The organism is Vibrio sp. 10N.222.47.A9 (assembly GCF_963872585.1).
GTDB classification, from domain to species: Bacteria; Pseudomonadota; Gammaproteobacteria; order Enterobacterales; family Vibrionaceae; genus Vibrio; species Vibrio splendidus.
The window spans coordinates 1-20,651 of record NZ_CAWNBB010000062.1 but is presented as its reverse complement, the minus strand read 5'-3'; the positions used below and the strand labels follow the sequence as shown (position 1 = coordinate 20,651).

Here is a 20,651-nt window from a genome sequence, read left to right as displayed (position 1 = left end):
CATAAACCTTAAGGCCAGTTGAATCAATGGCTAGGTGTTGTATCGCTCCTCTCGTTTTAGTCTTAAATGAAACCTCAATTTGCTTGGCTCTACGACTGATGCAGGTGTAATGCGGACAACTTAACGGTACATGGGCTAACCTAAATATCGAGTCGATAAATCCTTGAAGCGCTCTCAATGGCATAGAAAAAACTCGTTTCACCATGAGTGCTGTCGTGATAGCTAAATCACTGAACCGACGCGGCCTCCCGCGCTTATTCTGTTTACTTTGCGCCCACCCGCTTATTGCTTCTTCATCAATCCAAAAGGTCAGAGAGCCACGGTTAATGAGTGATTGGTTGTATTGCTTCCAGTTGGTTGTTTTGTAACGAGGCTTAGGCATAGGGCTACGAGAGAGGGTGGAGGTAGCTGATCAGATCGTAGGTTCTTGATTTAGTTCCATTGAATTACGCAACAAAGCCGGCAAGAACACTCAATAAACTGGAACATGACACCCGTATCATGGCCGTTAAATACGTGGTTCCATATCGAACTAAGGGGAAGAACGACCTTAATGATGCAGTAGCTATCTGCGAAGCTGTTCAGCGTCCATCTACTCGCTTTGTGCCCATAAAATCCCCCGAGCAACAAGCCATCCTATCGGTACATAGAATAAGAGAGCATTGGGTTCGTGAACGCACCGCGCTTATGAATCGCATGCGTGCCCTGCTTTCTGAATTCGGATTAATCATTCCTGTTGGTCGCTCTTCATTGCTGAAACACGTTCCCTTAATGCTCGAAGATGCAGAAAATGAACTGCCACACCTCGCAAGAACAGTCATTGCCGATGCTTATCACCACCTTGGTGAATTGAATCAACGTATCGCCGATACAGAGCAAGTCTTTGACTCTTTTGCTAAGGTCAGCGCTAATGTTCAACGAGTGATGAAAGTTCGGGGTATTGGGCCGCAAACCGCTACTGCGATACTTGCTTCGATAGGCAACGGTTCTCAATTTGATAAAAGCAGCGATTTCTCTGCTTGGCTAGGACTCGTACCAAAACAATATTCGACGGGAGGAAAGCCACGCTTAGGTCGGATAACCAAACACGGCGATAAATACTTACGAACACTATTAGTTCACGGAGCAAGGACCGTGATTGCCAACCTTGGCGACAAGCAAGATAAGCTAAGTCGAGGGGTTCTAGAACGGAGAGGAATGAACCGAGCGATAGTGGCACTGGCCGCGAAGAACGCACGAATTATATGGTCGCTTTTACACAATCAAACAGAATATGAAAACTATGCTGCTTAAGTAAAAACCAAAGCAGCATAAAGAGTTAAACCCACCGGGTCATTGCAGACGCTAATGATGGAGATAGGTTAAGACCACTTGCGGAGAGCCTGTTAATGCGGCGGACACACTAGATGTCATCTAACGAATAAGGCACCGCAGTCGCGCAAGTCATCAGGGCCACGACGTATGCGAATCGTCGATAAGTAGGCCGAATGTAGAGCGGCAGTCCAAAACCCATCAACATAAGTTTAGCGGATGTTTGACAACCGGGGGAATCCATGTAGCTGCGTTAAGTAGTGAGCAACGCCACCACCCTACCTAAAACCTTGCCACCTTAAACACTAAAGCTGACCCAAACTGAAAATGCCAAGCGTTGGGAATCTGACTTAAACGCCTTGTTATACGACTATTGATGCGTTGCGTAATACTCTGAGAATATCTGGAAATTAGTCACAAAGTACCCATCACCATTTGGAATAGTCGATACCTTGACTAACCCTTTCCCATTCTCAAAAGTGGCTTGCACTTCATAGTTTGAGAACTCATATTGCCCTTGAACTGTAGATGCCACTGATTTAGACGATACCCACTTTAATTCGTCAATGGTTTTTAGCGTCCCAATTTTACTTAATAAAGATATTAATTGGGTTCCTTCTTTCGTTTCCAAATACTCAGTAACCTCTGGGTGAAGGTACTCTTTAAATTCACTTAAGTCGTCAGCATTAAAGCTCAAAACCACTCTCTTGATATAAGTTTGAGCAACAACATCTTGTTCTAGGGCTTTAGTCGTTGCGTATACTTTCAAAATAGCAAATCCAACAGCACAGATAACAGCAATTACAATTAGTATCGCAAATACTTTAGCTATAATTCTTGTCATTAATGTTCCTTTTTTACCGGGTCGTATAACAGCTATATTAGACAGAATAATTCTGCATTTTGTCCCTGAAACAATTCTGTCTAGTTTCCAAGACTCGCTGCACTTAGCCAAATAACTCATTTAATAACATCATCTTACCTACTTTTCTTCGTATCAAACATGACAAAAAGCAGAAATTTTCCATATAGTTTCGGCAAAATGCAGAAAACTCCCCAATATGTGAGTAAACCGTAATTAAGACTATGAGTTGTCATAGCTTAAGAGTCGTATTCTCAAACAAAAACGCCGACATGATTGTCGGCGTTTTTGCTATAGGTACGGTGAGTGAAAGGTAATAACTACTTCGCCATGGTACTCAAAAACTCGGCTTCGAACTCTTCATCGGCTTCTCGGGTTAGGCATTCCACCAGCCATTCGATGCTTTGATGATCGAGCTTACTGTTCACCACAAAGGCTTGCTTTACACCAGACTGACCCAGCTTGGCAGAACCGTAGTTCTTGAATGACTTGTTGCCGTGGTAATGGAGTGATTTGATTGCCTCCGCGTTAGGCTCTGGCAAGGCATCGAGGGTGTTAGCTAGCTGAATCACCAGCTCCATTGGGTTCTTAGATGATGAGATGCGGTAGAGAAAACCGCCCTCCACTCTTTGGCGCACCCAGTAATCAAAACCGCTGCAATCCATCACCTTGTCGCTGACTAAGGCTGCTTCGCTGCGATAACCACACGGCTCTACTACAACTGGTGTGTGCTTGAATTCTGGTTGGCCTGATGCGGCATCGGTATGAGGCAAGATCAAGTCACATGGTTTGCTGTCTTTGGCGGTCGGTGCATTCCAGTGGATAGGCATGAAAACTTGTTCGCGGCGCATCTCTTTGGTCACCACTAATCGCGCTTGGCATTCGCCTTGTGCACTGCGCACTTTCACCACTGGATTAATAGTGGCGTGGTTGAACGCATCTAGCCCAAACTCATCCAAGTTCAGCTCTGCAACCGTATCTGGATGCATGGCGACAAAGGGTTCTGGTGTGTGTTCACCTAAACCTGCGGCCAAGCCTGTGCGGCTCATGGTGTGCCATTGGTCTCGGATGCGCCCTGTGTTCATGATAAGTGGGAATTCAAGGCTGGTATCGGCAATCGGTTTGTCGTGCTCAACTGCAATAAACTGCGCTTTACCAGATTCTGTAAAGAACTCGCCATTGGTGAACATGCGCTGCTCAATGATCTCTGGTTGATACTCTAATACTGGCCATTGCTGTGGAGTGAGTTCGCCATAACCTTTCTCATCCAGTTGCGTGAGTCCAATTAAGCACAAGTCACGTGCTTTGCCTGTTTCATTGCCGAGCGCTGTCATCTCGCAATACTCTTTGAATATCTCGCCTTCGTGGCGGAACTCGAACTGATCGTTGAACTCCATTTTTTGTGCGACTTCTTTTAATATCCACCAATCAGGTTTGGCTTCCCCTGGGCTTGGTAATATACGGCGTTGGCGTGAGATTCGACGCTCAGAATTAGTCACGGTGCCCGACTTCTCGCTCCACCCTTGCGCGGGCAGCACCACATCGGCCAAGCGAGTGGTTTCGGTATCGGCAATACAATCCGACACCACCACAAATGGGCACTTCTCTAATGCGGCTTTGATCTTTTCGCTGTCAGGCAGGCTCACAACAGGGTTGGTTGCCATAATCCACACCGCTTTGATTTTGCCCTCATTCATGGCATCAAACAGGTCAATCGCTTTTAAGCCAGCGTGAGTCGCTAAGCTGTCGGTTTGCCAGAACTCACTAACGGTTTGGTGTGATTGCGAATCGCCAAATTCAAAGTGCGCCGCTAAGGTATTGGCTAGGCCGCCCACCTCTCGCCCGCCCATTGCATTCGGCTGACCTGTTACGGAGAATGGCCCCATGCCCGGCTTACCGATTTTCCCGGTCGCTAAATGGCAGTTAATAATGGCATTCACCTTGTCACACCCTTGTGTCGATTGGTTCACGCCTTGGGAGTAAATGGTCAGCACCTTCTCATTCGATGCAAACAAACTGTAGAACTGTTTTAGCTGCTGCTCTGTTAACCCTGTGAGCTCAGGGACGCTTTTGTCGCCCCAGCCTGATTCGGTATAACGATATTGAGTCGCAGATCGAATCGATTCAGTAAAGCCTTGAGTGTGGTTTTCTATGTAGTCTGCATCTAGCTTGTCGTTATCGTCGAGATAGCCCAATAAACCATTGAACAGCGCCACATCTGAGCCTGATTCCAATGCCAAGTGAATGTCTGCGATTTCACAGGTGTCGGTATAACGCGGGTCGATGACGATGACTTTCAATGCAGGGTTGGCTTGTTTTGCGGCTCTTAATCTTTGGAATAACACAGGGTGACACCAAGCTAGATTTGAGCCAGTAATCACGACTAGATCAGCTTGCTCGAGATCTTCATAACAGACAGGTACTGTGTCTGCGCCAAATGCTCGCTTATGCCCGACCACGGTTGAAGCCATGCAAAGGCGAGAGTTACTGTCGATGTTGCCACTGCCGATGAAGCCTTTCATCAGTTTATTGGCAACATAATAGTCTTCGGTAAGCAGCTGACCAGACACATAGAACGCAACCGAATCGGCCCCAAATTCTTCGATGGTTTGATTGAATTTGTCTGCAACCAACTGAGTAGCACTATTCCAATCCAGCTCTTGTTTTTGCTCATTCTGAATATGAGCAGGCTGTGTTAGGCGTCCTAAAGGCGTCACAGTATCACCGAGCGCAATCCCTTTAGTACATAGCTTTCCATAGTTTGATGGATGATCTTTATCACCACGCACTTCTAGTTTTCCTAACGATGTCGGTCTCGCTTCTATTCCACACCCTACACCACAATAAGCACAGGTTGATTTTATCCAGCCGCTGTTTGAATCGGTCATCCGTTTCTCGCTCAATTATCCATAATTGTAATAACTGAAACCAAGCAAATAGCACGCCACTTAACACCACTCGACTAAATTGAAATATTACCATTTAAAAACAACAACTTAATTAAATTAAAAATATCAACGCTGAACAAAATCGAACTTAGCCAAGATAGAAACTTAATTTTTGCACCATCTTGCAGAAAGTTGCACCACAAACGCTCATTTATATAAATCTAACAAAAATTTTACATACCACTTTAGGGGTAATTACGTGCCACCTTTAATTTTTAAATTACTGAAATATATAGATTAAATTTTATTTAAATAAACAACTCGCAATCTGGCACCCTCCTTGCTCCACTAAAAACCAAGACTTAGAAAAAACATTTTTGTTTTTCTTGATGATTATGAATTGAGTGGAATCTCAACCCGGTATTCATCTGCTAACGACTAGAAATTAGATGCTAGTGATGGTGACGCCGAGAATAAGGAATGGATTATGAGCAAGAAGAAAATCGTCGTTGTTGGTAACGGCATGGTTGGACACAAATTTATCGACAACATCCTGCAATCAGACAGTGATGAGTTTGATGTAATTACTTTTAGTGAAGAGCCAAGGCTGGCCTACGACCGAGTTCAGTTGACGGCTTACTTCAAGCGCGGAAATGCTGATGATTTGGCATTAACCAGCGAAGAGTATTACCAAAGCAATGGCGTCAATTACCTTCTCAACGCGAGAGTCGCTCAACTGGATACTGAAAATAAGTGCGTTGTGACTGAATCGGGACATACCGAGAGTTATGACACCTTAATTCTGGCGACCGGTTCATTCCCTTTTGTTCCCCCTATTCCCGGTAACGACCAAGAACACTGCCACGTTTATCGCACCATCGAAGATCTAGACGCCATTGAATTATCAAGCAAAGGCAGCAAATCTGGCGTGGTGATTGGTGGTGGCCTGCTTGGCTTAGAAGCCGCAAACGCAGTCAAAAACCTTGGCTTGGAAACCCATGTAGTGGAATTTGCACCTCGCCTGATGGCCGTGCAGTTAGATGACGGTGGAGGTGCGCTTTTACGCAGAAAAATTGAAGACCTTGGTGTGCAAGTTCACACCGAGAAGGCCACCTCTGAGATAGTCGCGGGTGAGAACGCTCGCTACAGAATGAACTTTGCAGACGGCACCCACCTTGAAACCGATATGATCGTGTTCTCTGCGGGTATTCGCCCTCAAGATGCTCTAGCTCGCAGCTCTGATATTGCCATTGGTGAACGTGGCGGCATCGTGATTAACGATCACTGCCAAACCAACATCGACAACGTGTATGCGATTGGTGAATGTGCGCTTTGGGACAACAAGATCTTCGGCTTAGTAGCACCCGGTTACTCCATGGCGAAAGTCGCGGCTTCGCATATTGTCTCCGGCGGCACTGACGATGCTGCATTTACTGGTGCCGACATGAGCACCAAGCTCAAACTACTTGGCGTCGATGTGGCCAGTATTGGTGAAGTACATGGCAAGACGGAAGGCGCTCAGTCGTATACCTATAACGATGAAATTGAACAAGTTTATAAGCGCCTGATCATCTCGGCAGACGGTACAAAGATTGTCGGTGCAGTATTGGTCGGTGATGCAGAGGCTTACGGTTCGCTACTGCAAATAAAGCAAAATGACATGCCTCTTCCTGAAAACCCATCAGTGCTGATTTTACCTAACGTGGCCGATGACTCAGGTTCGGCAATGGGTGTTGAAGCTCTGCCCGATAGCGCAGTGATTTGTTCGTGTTTTGATGTGACCAAAGGTGACATTAAAGACGCGGTTTCTGCTGGCTGCACCACGATGGCTGCATTGAAAGAAACCACGAATGCTTCAACAGGTTGTGGCGGTTGTTCTGCCCTTGCTAAACAGGTTCTCGATAGCGAGCTAAGTAACCTAGGTGTGGAAGTCTCTAACGATATCTGTGAGCACTTTGCGTATTCTCGCCAAGAGCTTACCGACATTATCCGCGTCAACAAAATCAAGACCTTCGATGAGCTGTTAGATTCTCACGGAAACGGATTGGGCTGTACCGTGTGTAAACCGGCTGTCGGTTCGATTCTGGCTTCCTACTGGAACGATTACATCCTCGAAGATCAACACATCGAACTGCAAGACACCAACGACATCTACCTTGGCAACATGCAAAAAGACGGCACCTACTCTGTGGTTCCGCGTATTGCAGGCGGTGAAATCACTCCAGATAAATTGATCGTGCTTGGCGAAGTCGCTAAAGAGTTCGACCTTTACACCAAGATCACCGGTGGTCAACGTGTCGATTTGTTTGGCGCGCAACTTAACGAACTGCCAATCATCTGGAAAAAGCTAATTGATGCAGGTTTTGAAACTGGCCATGCCTACGGTAAATCAGTACGTACCGTGAAATCGTGTGTCGGTAGCACATGGTGTCGATACGGTGTCGACGACAGTGTTGGCTTAGCGATTCGACTAGAGAACCGCTACAAAGGCTTACGCTCACCCCACAAGATCAAGTTTGCGGTTTCTGGCTGTACTCGTGAATGTGCAGAAGCTCAATCAAAAGACTTTGGCATTATCGCCACCGATAAAGGTTGGAACCTCTACATCTGTGGTAACGGCGGTATGCGCCCTCGCCATGGTGACCTTTTCGCGACCGACCTTGATGAAACCACTCTGCTGCAATACATCGACCGCATTCTGATGTTCTACACACGTACCGCAGATCGCCTACAACGCACATCAGTATGGATGGAGAACCTTGAAGGCGGCATTGAATACCTCAAGCAAGTCGTGATTGAAGACAAGCTCAACGTTGCTGAAGAACTTGAAGCCGATATCGCTCTCAACATCGAAAAATACCAGTGTGAATGGAAAACCACCATCGAAAACCCTGAAAAAATGAAGCGTTTCCAGCACTACATCAACAGCGAAGAAATGGACACTAGCCTGTCATTCATCAAAGAACGAGAGCAGCGTTTTCCTAAGCCGAGCTTGAGCTCTTCTTCAGATTCACAACGCGATGAAATGCTAACCAAGGCTGACCAAATCGAAGTCACGGAAGTTTCGTAAGCCGAATTGACGGTCAGTGAATCAGTAACAACTAAACCCAATATCGATAGTCGACAGTGGCTCAGCCCAAGAAAACTGCTGTCGGCTATCACCCTAATTAAATTGATTATTAGTTTTATGTTTTGACTAGGAGAAAGTCATGGAAAATTGGACAACCGTATGCAACACCCGGGACTTAACCCCAAACGGTGGTATTTGCGCCAAAGTAGACGATAACCAAGTGGCTATTTTTTACTGTAAGCGCAGTGACACGCTTTATGGGCTCTCTAATTACGATCCTGTTGGCAAGGCGAATGTGATGTCACGTGGTATCATTGGTTCATTAAGCGGTGAGCCTTACGTAGCCTCACCCTTATACAAGCAGCATTACCACTTAGAAACTGGCGCGTGCCTTGAACAACCCGATCTCAAGCTCGTGAAATTTGAAGTTCGCAAGCAAGGAGAACAGGTTCAGGTTCTCGCACCGCTTGCTATCGCCAGTTAACTAATCGCCGACATCATCATGTAAACGCTTTATAGGCGTGAGCAATTTCGGCACAGGGTTTAGCCACATTAATGCGTTCGAATTTCGGAAGTAACGCACGAGCTAAAGCCGGGTAATTTTCCAGATTTAAAGGATTTAAACCATGGATAACACAAAATTTTCGCTGCTTTCATTTACGGGTAAGATGAAAACCTTACACCTAAGTTGGATGGCCTTTTTTATCACCTTTGTTGTGTGGTTCAACTTTGCCCCACTACTGCAAATGGTAAAAACGTCGCTTGGTCTTTCCACTGAAGAGATCAAAACACTGCTGATCCTCAACGTTGCATTGACCATTCCGGCGCGTGTCGCCATTGGTATGTTAACCGACCGATACGGCCCAAGATTGGTCTACTCTTCGCTACTCGCGGTCTGTTCAATCCCTTGTTTTATGTTTGCTATGGCAGACTCTTTTATTCAAGCGGCGATTGCTCGTTTCCTATTAGGCTTCATCGGTGCAGGCTTCGTTGTCGGTATTCGTCTAGTGTCTGAGTGGTTCCCACACAATGAACTGGGTACGGCAGAAGGTATTTACGGCGGCTGGGGTAACTTCGGTTCAGCAGCGGCAGCATTCACGCTTCCAACTCTGGCTTTAGCGTTTGGTGGTGAAGACGGCTGGCGTTATGCGGTCGGTATTACTGGCCTTATGAGCTTAGCGTTCTCGTTTGTGTTCTACAAAAACGTAACGGATACACCAAAAGGTTCTACTTACTTCAAACCAGCTCAAGTAACGGCAATGGAAGTGACATCAAAGGGTGACTTTTTCTTCCTACTTATTATGAAGATCCCGATGTATGCCGCTTTAGCACTACTGACATGGAAGCTATCACCAAGCAACATCAACATGTTATCTGACATGGCGGTTTACTCTGTATATGCAGGTTTGGCTGCGCTTTACGTGTACGAAGTGTCGCAAGTTTGGAAAGTAAACAAGAACGTATTTAAAGAAGAAGTACCAGAGATTCACCAATACAAATTCAAGCAAGTTGCGGTACTTAACGTATTGTACTTTGCGACATTTGGTTCTGAACTAGCTGTTGTTTCTATGCTGCCACTGTTCTTCTCTGACACCTTTGAATTAACACCGGTTCTTGCAGGTATGGTTGCATCGGCTTATGCCTTTATGAACCTAATGTCTCGCCCAGGTGGTGGTTGGATTTCAGATAAATTCGGTCGTAAACCAACACTGCTTATTCTAACGATTGGTCTTGCTGTGGGTTACTTTGCAATGGGTCAAGTCGACAGCACATGGCCTGTATGGCTAGCGGTTGTCGCAGCGATGGCGTGTTCTTTCTTCGTGCAAGCGGGTGAAGGTGCAGTATTCGCAACAGTTCCTCTAATCAAGCGTCGTATGACAGGTCAGATTGCTGGTATGACAGGTGCTTACGGTAACGTGGGTGCGGTAGTTTACCTAACTGTGTTGTCATTCGTGAGCTACCAAACGTTCTTCTTAGTGATTGCTGCAACAGCGGTACTTGGCTTTGTAACTCTACTGTTCATGGAAGAGCCTAACGGTCAAATCGCCGAAGTAAACGACGACGGCAGTGTCACGCTGATTAATGTTTCAAGCTAGGGTCTGTACTAAGAAGCATTGATATTATTGAATCGGGAGAGGCACCTTAGCGGATACATCAACGCTAGGTGCTTCGTTCAAAGGCTCTAAGTTCACTAGAGCTTTTGTTCTTCCTAGGAAGTTCTGTCAAGGAAGCGGGAAGAAGAACAGTTAAAAGAAGACCAGTTATGACAATTTCATTCAGCCAAGGGCAAGTCGTCACGCCAGAATCCCATAACCAACTGACTTTGAAGTTTGGTGGTTATTCGAATAAAGGCATACGTGATGAAAACCAAGACGCCATCATTGTAAAGCACCCCAAAACTCGTACTGAGCAAGAGTTGAAAGGCAGTGTCGCCTGCATAGCAGACGGGGCAAGTTGCAGTGAACACGGCCAGAAAGCCAGTCACACTAGCGTGATGCAGTTTATCGACGACTATTACGCCACGCCAAATAGCTGGAGCATTCAGCGCTCAGCACAGAAAGTCTTAACCTCACTCAATTCTTGGCTCTTCAACACGTCTGTTTCTAATATCCATCCAGCACAACAAGTGAACCATAATGCGCTCGTTTCGACGTTCAGCAGCGTGATATTGAAATCGAACACCGCGCATATATTCCACGTTGGCGACAGTCGCATTTACTTACTAAGAGATGGAGAATTACGCCAACTGACACGCGACCACACCCGTAAAAATATGGGACAGAAGCATTACTTAACACGCGCCTTAGGCATGGACAACCAACTCAACGTTGACTATCAAACCCTGCCTATCAAGAAAAACGACTGCTTTATCCTCACTTCGGATGGTGTGCATGAATTTGTCTCGCCCAACACCTTCAATGAACACATCGATAAGCCTGGAGCGGATTTCGAATACGCAGCACAGACCATCTGTAACACTGCTTTAAGCCACAATAGCTCAGACAACGTGAGCTGCTTGATTGTGCAAGTTAGTCATCTACCTAAGCCTTCGCTCATCGAGTTCCATGAAAAACTGGCTAAACGTGCCATCCCACCCGCGTTAAAGCTCGGGCAAAGTATCGACAACTTCATGGTGCTTGAGGTGTTGTATGCAGGTTCAAGAAGCCATGTGTATCGTGTGATGCAAAAAGAGACACAAACCGAGTTCGTGCTAAAAGTCCCTTCCGTTCAATATCACGATAGTCCGTCGCAACTCAGAGCTTTCTTTAATGAACAATGGGCAGGGATCTTGCTGAACAATAAGAAGGTAATGAAGGTCTACCCGACGCCAGAGAACTCGCAATTTTTATATCAAATCTGCGAATGGGTAGAAGGCATCACGCTAAGACAATGGATGTACGACAATCCAAAACCGTCACTCAATGAAGTACGCGACATACTAGAAAAAATCACACAAGGTATTCGAGTATTACAACGCGCAGACATGGTGCACCGAGACTTAAAGCCCGAGAACATTATGCTTCAACATGATGGTGAGATAAAAATCATCGACCTTGGCGCTGTATTAGTCAGAGGACTTGAAGAAGGAGAGCTCGCAGACAAAGACGACACTCCATTAGGTGCGGTCAATTACATTGCACCCGAGACCATCAAACATAACAGCGCGACCACCAGCTCTGATCTGTTCTCTATCGCTGTAATCGGCTATGAGATGCTAACCGGTGAATTACCCTACTCTGAAATGACCGCACAATCGCTTAAGCAATCTCGTCACCATCAATGGGAATACCAACCCATCACACAGAAACGAGCTGACTTACCAAGCTGGGTGGATTTGGTATTACAAAAAGCCTGCGCGGAATCACCAAGCGAGCGTCATCAAGTGTTGGGGGATTTTGTGGCAGACCTTTACACGCCAAACCAAAGCTTGGTGAAAAGCCAAGCCAAGCAACCTTTGATAAACCGAAACCCAATCCAGTTTTGGAAGGTGTTGGCTTTGTTGCTCGGCATTGTTGCCATTGTAGAGTTGGGCTTATTGCTCAGTGCTAGTTAGAACCAAGTTCGAGTTAATTCCAAGCTCGAGCTAAACGCGAGGCTTCTAGCTAACAGTAAAACTCGAGCTAGCCTCGTTTCACTAAGCTTCTTGGCACGAGTTCAATACCCGCTTGATAACGTTTAGCGGAAGCATTTAACGCCAAGGCAAAAGCACTATCGGCAATCACTTCGAATTGCTGTGGCAGTGAATGGACTTTAAAGGGTAAGAAGTCCAATAAACGGTTATCACCAAAGGTTGCCAGTTTTACTTGATTGATCAGCTCTGGCTTTTCAACCATCACATCCAGCACACCCTCTAATAAGGTGTAAGACATAGTCACAATTGCATCGGGAACTGTGCCTTTAGCTATCCAGTCTTCAAAAATCTCGCGACCAGATTCTCGGTCAAAGTGCTCACCATAACCCACAACCATCGGCTTGTTTTCTATTAGCCCTGTTTGTTGAGTATGTGCTTTATTCGCGGCTTCAAAACCTAGCTCACGTTCACGCGAGATATTTAAATCTGGCAGTGCGCCAATCAAACCAACACTATGAATACTGTCATCGAGAATCGAGTGCGTCAGTTCAAACGCGGCTTCGAAATCTTCACTGATCACACAAGCAAAATGTTCATCGTCTAACGGACGGTCAATCGCAATTACTGGGGTACCTGAGTTTTGCAGTTTCAAGTAGAACTCATTGGCGTCTGGCATGGAACTCGCCACCAGCAAAGCATCGATACGACGACTCACCAAAGCTTCAGCAACCTTGCGTTCAGTTTCAGCATCATCATCAGAACAGCCAATCAAAATCTGGTAGCCCACTTTACGTGAGTTCTGCTCGATCAATTTTGCTAAACGCGCGTAACTGCTGTTTTCCAGATCAGGAATAATCAAACCAAATGAACGGCTATTACCAGCACGCAGCGACGAAGCAGCATGGTCTGGTCGGTAGTTATACTCTTCAACAACCGCCATGACTTTCTGCTGAGTCTTTTCACTGATTCTGTATTTCTGCGCCTTGCCGTTGATGACATAACTAGCCGTGGTTTTCGATACTCCAGCCAATTTAGCAATTTCATCAAGTGTCATATGGGTGACCTGTATTTTGTGCGTAGGATCATATAACCAATGATCTGATCCTCAGATTAGTTGAATTATATGCTGAATCGATTCAGTATAAAAGCTGAAAGGATTCAGCAAAATCTGAAAAGTGACTTCAATCATCCTTTTGTATGGATTGAGCGTCATTTGTTGTGATTCAACTTCTCGTTATTAACGAAACTTAAATTACGACGCGCAGCAAAACTATTTTGAAAACCAAAATCGGCTTTGCTGAATTTTTTTACACTGAATGCTGAACCGATTCAGCTAAAGTAAAACAAAGAGCAAAGCAACGAGTAAAGTTCACTAATTCTTGCTCTAGACTGAATCGTAGCGATACACAAATTCTCAAGCGATACGCTAAAGAGGCACCATGCTTAAATTATCAAAATCTGACATCACTCTAGGCCAAACTGCCGAAGACAAATTCAAAGCTATCCAAAACATTGCTGGCGACCTGACCGCGAAAGGCTTAGTTGACTCTGGCTACGTTGAAGGAATGCTGAACCGTGAAAACCAGAACTCTACGTTCCTAGGTAACGGCATCGCGATTCCTCACGGAACCACTGACACTCGTGGCCTAGTAAAAGAGACAGGTGTTGCGGTACACCACTTCCCTGAAGGTATTGATTGGGCAGACGGCAACCGTGTTTACGTAGCAATTGGTATTGCGGCTAAATCAGACGAGCACTTAGGCATTCTAAAGCAACTAACGAAAGTTCTAGCGGCAGACGGTGTTGAAGAAAAATTAAAGCAAGCGAAATCAGAAGACGAAATCATCGCCCTACTTAACGGCGAAGTTCAGCTAGAAGCCGACCTAGACGCTTCTTTGGTTCAGCTACTGTTCCCTGCGAGCGACATGGTTCAAATGTCGGCAGTGGCGGGCGGTCTTCTTAAGAATACAGGCTGTACAGACAACGCATTCGTTGCAGACCTAGTAACAAAAACACCGACTCACCTAGGCCAAGGCCTGTGGTTGTTGGGCAGCGATAAAGGCGTAACTCGCACTGGCGTATCTTTCGTTTCAACGGCAAACCATTGTGAGTACGAAGGCACACCAGTGAAAGCATTGGTCGCATTCGCCGCTTGTAACAGCGCACACCAATCTATTCTGGCAAACCTAAGCAAGATGGTTTTCGAAGGTAAACAGCAACAACTGTTAACCGCTGACATTGCACAAGTGATTGGCCTTCTGAAAGGTGAAGCGGTTTCTACAGCGTCTCAAGACGATGACAACTGCGCAGTATTCAAAATCAAAAACGCACACGGCTTACACGCTCGTCCAGGTGCAATGCTAGTCGCTGAAGCGAAGAAATTCGAATCAACGATCCGCGTTTCAAACCTAGATGGCGACGGAAAAGAAGTGAACGCGAAGAGCTTGATGAAAGTAATCGCTCTTGGCGTTAAACACGGCCACCAGCTTCAATTTGTTGCTGAAGGTGATGACGCAGCACAAGCACTTGAATCGATTGGCAAAGCTATCGCTTCAGGCCTTGGCGAAGGTTAAGGAGTCGATATGTCTGATAAACAAATCAATGCCGTTACTGTAACGCTTAACCCTGCTCTAGACCTGACAGGCGCTATCAACGCACTAAATGTAGGTTCAGTTAGCCTAGTAAACAAAGGCTCTCTGCATGCAGCGGGCAAAGGCGTAAACGTCGCAAAAGTTCTTTCAGAGCTTGGCGCAAAAGTGACCGTAACAGGTTTCCTTGGTCGAAATAACGAAGAAGCGTTCTGCCAACTGTTTGAACAGATGGGCGCAACTGACCGCTTCATCCGTGTTGATGGCGCAACTCGCATTAACGTGAAATTGGTAGAGAATTCAGGCCAAGTAAGCGACATCAACTTCCCAGGTGTTCCTGTTGATGCTGACGCTATCAAAGCGTTTGAAGAAACCTTGTTAGAACTGGCTGAAGACCACGAATACTTCGTGATTGCAGGCAGCTTGCCACAAGGCGTATCACCAGAGCTTTGCGCTTCTTGGGTACAACGCTTGCGTGACCTAGGTAAAAAGGTGCTATTTGATAGCAGCCGTGACGCACTCAAAGCCGGTATCAATGCACAACCATGGTTGATCAAACCAAACGATGAAGAGCTGTCTCAGCTGTTCAACGCTGAACTAACTACACGCGACCAATGCCAACACGCAGGCCAAGCCCTAAGTGAAAAAGGCATCGATAACATCGTGGTATCACTAGGCGCAGAAGGCGTGATGTGGCTAAACCAAGGTGAATGGCTACATGCTCAACCGCCGCGTATGCAAGTGGTAAGCACGGTAGGCGCAGGTGACACCTTAGTTGCAGGCCTATGTTGGGGTCACATGCAACAGATGCCAAAACCAGAACTTATTAAATTCGCAACCGCCCTATCTGCTCTAGCAGTTTCACAGGTAGGCGTGGGCATCACCAGCCAACAAGAGCTGGATTCAGTACTACAAAATATCCAATTACAGTCGCTTAGTGCTCCAACTAGCCAGTTAGACACAAGCAAATAGGACAAAAGGTTTATTATGAATATTACCATTATCACAGCTTGCCCTAGTGGCGTAGCAAACAGCATCATCGCCGCAGGCTTGTTAGAGCAAGCGACAAAAGCACTGGGTTGGAACGCCGCTATTGAATGTCAATCAAGCGTGCTACCTGACTCAACCGTATCGCAAGACACTATCGACAGCAGCGACGTTGTGGTTATCGCAGCCAACACAAACGTTGATAAAGCGCGCTTTGTCGGAAAGAAGGTGTACCAAGCAGCTATCTCTGAATGCACTGCAGATGCAAAAGCATTTCTAGAAAAAGCGGTAGCAGAAGCAACGGTATTAGACGCTTCTCAAGTTGAAAGCACTGTTGAAGTGACTGGTACCACTCCAAACTCTTCTACAACAGCAAGCACAGGCAGCAAGAAGATCGTAGCGATTACGGCTTGCCCAACTGGCGTTGCACATACCTTTATGGCCGCAGAAGCGCTTGAAGCAGAAGGCAAACGCCTAGGTCACCAAATTAAAGTGGAAACTCGTGGCTCTGTAGGTGCGAAGAACCAACTGACTGACCAAGAAATCGCAGATGCTGATCTTGTTATCATCGCAGCTGATATCGATGTTCCTCTTGATCGTTTTAACGGCAAAGCGCTGTACAAAACGACAACGGGTCCTGCGCTTAAGAAAACAAAGCAAGAGATGGAAAAAGCATTCACAGAAGCTAAACCATACCAACACGCTGCTTCTTCAAATTCAGCGCCTGCTGACGAGAAGAAAGGCGTGTACAAGCACCTAATGACAGGTGTTTCTCACATGCTTCCTGTGGTGGTTGCGGGTGGTTTGATCATTGCACTCTCTTTCGTATTCGGTATCGAAGCGTTTAAAGAAGAAGGCACACTAGCAGCAGCATTGATGACTATCGGTGGTGGTTCTGCATTCGCACTGATGATTCCTGTTCTTGCTGGTTTCATTGCATTCTCAATTGCTGACCGTCCGGGTCTGGCTCCAGGTCTAATCGGCGGTATGTTGGCTAGCTCAACGGGCGCAGGTTTCCTAGGTGGTATCGCAGCGGGTTTCATTGCGGGTTACGCGGCTAAATTCATTGCCGACAAGGTTCAACTTCCACAATCCATGGAAGCCCTCAAGCCTATCCTGATCATTCCGTTTATCGCGAGTTTGTTCACTGGTCTTGTGATGGTTTACATCGTAGGTGGCCCTGTTTCTGGCGTGATGAGCGCAATGACCACTTTCCTAAACAACATGGGAACATCTAACGCGATTCTTCTGGGTGTGATTCTAGGCGCAATGATGTGTTTCGACCTTGGTGGCCCTGTAAACAAAGCGGCTTACACCTTTGGTGTTGGTCTACTGGCTTCGCAAACTTACGCACCAATGGCAGCAATCATGGCAGCAGGTATGGTTCCAGCTCTAGGTATGGGCCTTGCGACTTTCCTAGTGAAAGACAAGTTTGAAGCAGGCGAGCGTGAAGCAGGTAAAGCATCATTCGTTCTTGGCCTATGTTTCATCTCTGAAGGTGCAATCCCATTCGCAGCGAAAGACCCAATGCGTGTTATCCCAGCTTGTATGGCGGGTGGTGCACTAACTGGCGCTCTATCAATGATGTTTGGCGCACAGCTAATGGCTCCACACGGCGGCTTGTTCGTACTACTGATTCCTGGTGCTATCTCTCCAGTTCTTATGTACCTAGTAGCGATTGCAGCAGGTACAGCAGTAACAGGCTTTGGTTACGCCGCTCTTAAAAAGATGAGCAGCGATAAAGTAGAAGCAGAGGCTTAATCCCCCTACTCTGTTTAACGGCTAAACCCTTCGAACAGAGGCTCTTGATAACCGGTTTCTTGGTAAACGGTTCCTTGAAATAAAACAAAGGCTCCTCATTTGAGGAGCCTTTTTATTGGAATTAGCTAACAAACTGAAACGCTCGGTCTGGTGTTACTTTTCTAATGTCGCTAAAACGGGCAACTGGAATGAAAACGTCACGCCTTCGACATCATCCGTGTCGATCTGACGAATCATCTCCACCAAATAACCTTGCACATCTAACTTCAAACCTTGTTGCTCAACCGCCTTAAACAGAGCTTCTAACGCTGTGCTGTACGCCACATCCGAAACCAGATAAACGTCGCTGCATAAGTAGTAGCCTTCAGGAATGGTCATATCGTAACGATCTTTCGCGACTTGCCAATTTCCGATTTCAGCGTCGATGTCGTCCCACTTGTTATTCATTTGCTTGATCGGCGTAGTGCCCATCAAATGCGTCGACTTCTGACCATAGATTTCAAATACCGTGTCCCAATCAGGATCTTCCAATTTAAGCTTTTGCATACCGCGTTCTGGATACCAAACCAGCTCGATCGGCATAGATTTAACTAGCTCTTTCTCCATCGAAGACTGCACACCTGGATGCGCCAACTTCTGGATGAAGTCTGCCGTTTCCTTAGGCGTCGCGTTGTAGCCCATTTCTCGAATATGTTTTGCAGTAACACCAAGCTCGCGCTTAAGCGCCTTACCTAATGACTGTGACGATGAGTAGCCACAATACTGAGCAATTTCAATCACGCTCCACGGCTCATCATTGATCAACAAACCCACCGCGATTTGTAATCGAACACGACTCAAGTACTGACCCGGAGTTTCGTTAAACAACTCAGTAAACTGACGATGAAAGTGGTATGGCGAAATCGCGCTCTCTGTTGCGATTTCTTCCCACGTACGACGCTCACCCCACTCTTCATGCATCAAGGTCAATGCATGCGTAAAGCGTTTTTGTAGGTGCTCTGGCAAAGATTCAATCAATGTAATCTCAGGCACCAGTTTAAAAGCTGGTTCTAAATGCAAAGCAGGTTTGTTCTCTTGTGTCATACAGTCTTGGGTCTCTGGTACATTGGCTTTAGTCTTACTGTCGGTTAGCTTCGCCGAACTGGACAGCTTTATTGAACTGGCTAGCTTCATTGAACCAGATAGCTTGGCTTCACTATCGTCTTTGTCCTTTATAAAATCAATCACGAGCGCTCCAAAGTGAGTTCTTCTAATGAATCTTGCTCGCCCAGTTCTTTTTCGATTAGATTTTCAACTAGCGGCGGCTTGCGACAAAACAAACCAAGCAGGACGGGAATCAAAATCAGAGTCACCGCAGTGGCAAACAACTCACCAAACACCAAAGATACTGCCGCTGGTTTCAAGTATTGCGCCTGTTCTGCGGTTTCGCTGAGTAATGGTAACAATCCACACACCGTTGTAATGGTGGTCAAGAAAATCGCTCTCAAGCGGCTAGTACCCGCAATGACTAACGCCTGCTGTAACGGCACACCTTGACGATATTCACTATTAAAGCGCGTGATCAACACTAGCGAGTCGTTAATCACGATGCCCGTCATGGCCATCATGCCGAACATCGAAAGAATGCTGATGGGTAAGTCCATCAAGTAGTGACCAAAAATCGCACCTGCAAAACCAAACGGTATCACTGCCATGATGATCATCGGCTGCCAATAGGACTTCAAAGGCACCGCCAACAAAATGTAGATCATGATGAGCGTTAGTATCATCGCTGATTTAAAGCCGTTCGACACCTCACCGATCTCTTCAAACTCGCCGCCCGCTTTTATCGTCACACTCGGAAACTGTAAGTTCAGAGATTCAATCGTATCTTCAAGTTGCTCACGTGTTTTCTCTGGTGATTGCAGGTCTCGGTTCTGCTTCCAATACAGGTTAATCACTTGCTCTCGGTCACGGCGGTAAACCACTTGTGGCTCTTGCTCATGACAAAACTCAGCAATATCCCCCATCATCACACTTCCGCCATTAGGTAACATGATAAGAGCCTGTTGTAGCTGAGCTAAGGTTCTGCGTTCATCTCTCGGATATTGCAGAAGCACCTTGGTCTCTTGCCCATTTTCTAATAAACGATGCACTTCTCTTTCACCAAACGCTTCGCCTGCTAGCTGAGCCAGTTTCGCTTGCGTTAACCCTAGCTGCTGACCATATTGATTCAATACCAATCGAACTTGCGGCAAACCATCCTGACCGTCGTCGTAGACATCCGATACGCCTTTCAACGAGGCTAAGGTATCCGCGAGCTCCTCGCTAACTAGGGAAGCAAGCTCACGATCATTGGAAGATATCGTTAAGAATGTGCCACCAGCAGGCTCCTCAGCCGCGCTGAATTTAACCGAATAAGCGCCTTCTATTTGCCCTGTGTTTTCTCTCCATCGCTTCAACAATAAATTACCCGGCAGTGAGCTTAAAGATTCGTTGGTGAGCTCGGCTGTGACTTCAATTTCGCCATAGCCATCAGACCAAGCAAGCAGGTTAACAACAGGCTTTTCTTGTAATGGGTAATCGTCCATCAAACCTTTTTCAACTTGTGTCATTGCTTGCTCTACTTGCAACAAGGCTTGGCGCTGTAAAGGCAACGGCGCGCCATCTTCCAGTTCAATAACCGCAGTGATGTAACGCCCCGGAATTTCAGGGAACAATGCACTGCGAATCGCACCGTTAGACCACATGCCATAAGCCAGTGAGATAACCGCAACAAACCCAAGTAAGGACGCAACTTTGTAGCCAAGTGCAAACTCCAACACTGGCTTGTAGATGTTGAGATTAAACCACTGCAACCCGCCTTGAGCGGCATTCTGAACCTTGGCAAAAATACTGGTAGATGGCTTTTTCACGGAAAGCTGAGCCAAGTGTGACGGCAAAATAAATTTACTTTCGATAAGCGAGAATATCAGCGCAAAGATCACCACTGCTGAAAACCCTGCAAGCACTTTGGCTAGCTCGTTATTAATCCATAACATTGGAGAAAACGCAGCGATGGTTGTGAGCACACCAAACACGGTTGCCACTGATACTGAGTTAACGCCCTGCCCTTGCGAATCCCCTCATAATT

12 protein-coding genes and 2 pseudogenes are annotated in these 20,651 nt (G+C 46.3%); 8 read left to right on the top strand and 6 right to left on the bottom strand.

The genetic code is table 11. The annotated features are described in order from the left end of the window. Positions 1 to 382: IS5 family transposase (locus tag AACT19_RS20590; RefSeq protein ID WP_076648532.1), on the bottom strand; the 382-nt coding region annotated here is incomplete at its 3' end. Positions 383 to 462: 80 nt separating this feature from the next. Between AACT19_RS20590 and AACT19_RS20585 the strand changes: the two are divergent. Continuing rightward, positions 463 to 1,293, top strand: a pseudogene (locus tag AACT19_RS20585) (IS110 family transposase); the annotation flags it as partial. A gap of 388 nt (positions 1,294 to 1,681) precedes the next feature. Here AACT19_RS20585 and AACT19_RS20580 read toward each other — a convergent pair. Together AACT19_RS20580 and AACT19_RS20575 are read right to left on the bottom strand one after the other, a co-directional pair. Further along, the gene (locus AACT19_RS20580) at positions 1,682 to 2,155 is read right to left on the bottom strand and encodes a hypothetical protein (RefSeq protein ID WP_076648528.1); all 474 of its coding nucleotides are present in this window, start codon (positions 2,153 to 2,155) and stop codon (positions 1,682 to 1,684) included. Between the two features lie 338 nt (positions 2,156 to 2,493). Further along, positions 2,494 to 5,076, bottom strand: coding sequence for a molybdopterin oxidoreductase family protein (locus AACT19_RS20575; protein ID WP_076648526.1), 2,583 nt, complete (start codon positions 5,074 to 5,076; stop codon positions 2,494 to 2,496). A 472-nt stretch (positions 5,077 to 5,548) separates the two neighbouring features. Here AACT19_RS20575 and nirB point away from each other — a divergent pair, with 472 nt between their 5' ends. From nirB to AACT19_RS20555, 4 genes are all read left to right on the top strand, one after another. Next, positions 5,549 to 8,131 (top strand): nitrite reductase large subunit NirB, encoded by a 2,583-nt coding sequence (gene nirB, locus AACT19_RS20570; RefSeq protein WP_076648524.1) that lies wholly within the window; start codon positions 5,549 to 5,551, stop codon positions 8,129 to 8,131. Positions 8,132 to 8,270: 139 nt separating this feature from the next. After that, complete coding sequence (gene nirD, locus AACT19_RS20565) at positions 8,271 to 8,615, top strand: nitrite reductase small subunit NirD (protein ID WP_004730303.1); 345 nt, start codon at positions 8,271 to 8,273, stop codon at positions 8,613 to 8,615. A gap of 142 nt (positions 8,616 to 8,757) precedes the next feature. Further along, a complete protein-coding gene (locus AACT19_RS20560; protein ID WP_017092799.1) occupies positions 8,758 to 10,227 on the top strand; it encodes a NarK family nitrate/nitrite MFS transporter in 1,470 nt (489 codons plus the stop codon). 167 nt (positions 10,228 to 10,394) lie between these two features. Then, on the top strand, positions 10,395 to 12,185 hold the full coding sequence (locus tag AACT19_RS20555) for a bifunctional protein-serine/threonine kinase/phosphatase (protein ID WP_076648522.1): 1,791 nt from the start codon (positions 10,395 to 10,397) through the stop codon (positions 12,183 to 12,185). 67 nt (positions 12,186 to 12,252) lie between these two features. On the opposite strand, the gene cra is transcribed toward AACT19_RS20555, so the two are convergent. Further along, on the bottom strand, positions 12,253 to 13,257 hold the full coding sequence (gene cra / locus AACT19_RS20550; protein ID WP_076648520.1) for a catabolite repressor/activator: 1,005 nt from the start codon (positions 13,255 to 13,257) through the stop codon (positions 12,253 to 12,255). 385 nt (positions 13,258 to 13,642) lie between these two features. Here cra and fruB point away from each other — a divergent pair, with 385 nt between their 5' ends. The 3 genes from fruB to fruA are packed head-to-tail and all read left to right on the top strand — an operon-like array spanning position 13,643 to position 17,539. Further along, on the top strand, positions 13,643 to 14,776 hold the full coding sequence (fruB, locus tag AACT19_RS20545; RefSeq protein WP_076648518.1) for a fused PTS fructose transporter subunit IIA/HPr protein: 1,134 nt from the start codon (positions 13,643 to 13,645) through the stop codon (positions 14,774 to 14,776). Positions 14,777 to 14,785: 9 nt separating this feature from the next. Next, positions 14,786 to 15,763: a 1-phosphofructokinase gene (gene pfkB / locus AACT19_RS20540; RefSeq protein ID WP_076648516.1), complete on the top strand. Its 978-nt coding sequence runs from the start codon at positions 14,786 to 14,788 to the stop codon at positions 15,761 to 15,763. 15 nt (positions 15,764 to 15,778) lie between these two features. Then, positions 15,779 to 17,539: a PTS fructose transporter subunit IIBC gene (gene fruA / locus AACT19_RS20535; RefSeq protein ID WP_076648514.1), complete on the top strand. Its 1,761-nt coding sequence runs from the start codon at positions 15,779 to 15,781 to the stop codon at positions 17,537 to 17,539. Positions 17,540 to 17,692: 153 nt separating this feature from the next. Here the strand turns inward: fruA and AACT19_RS20530 are convergent, their stop codons facing one another. Together AACT19_RS20530 and AACT19_RS20525 are read right to left on the bottom strand one after the other, a co-directional pair. Next, positions 17,693 to 18,766: a helix-turn-helix domain-containing protein gene (locus AACT19_RS20530; protein WP_076648512.1), complete on the bottom strand. Its 1,074-nt coding sequence runs from the start codon at positions 18,764 to 18,766 to the stop codon at positions 17,693 to 17,695. After that, positions 18,763 to 20,628: pseudogene (locus AACT19_RS20525) on the bottom strand (efflux RND transporter permease subunit); the annotation flags it as partial. The gene AACT19_RS20530 and the pseudogene AACT19_RS20525, both read right to left, overlap by 4 nt. Positions 20,629 to 20,651: the final 23 nt, after the last annotated feature.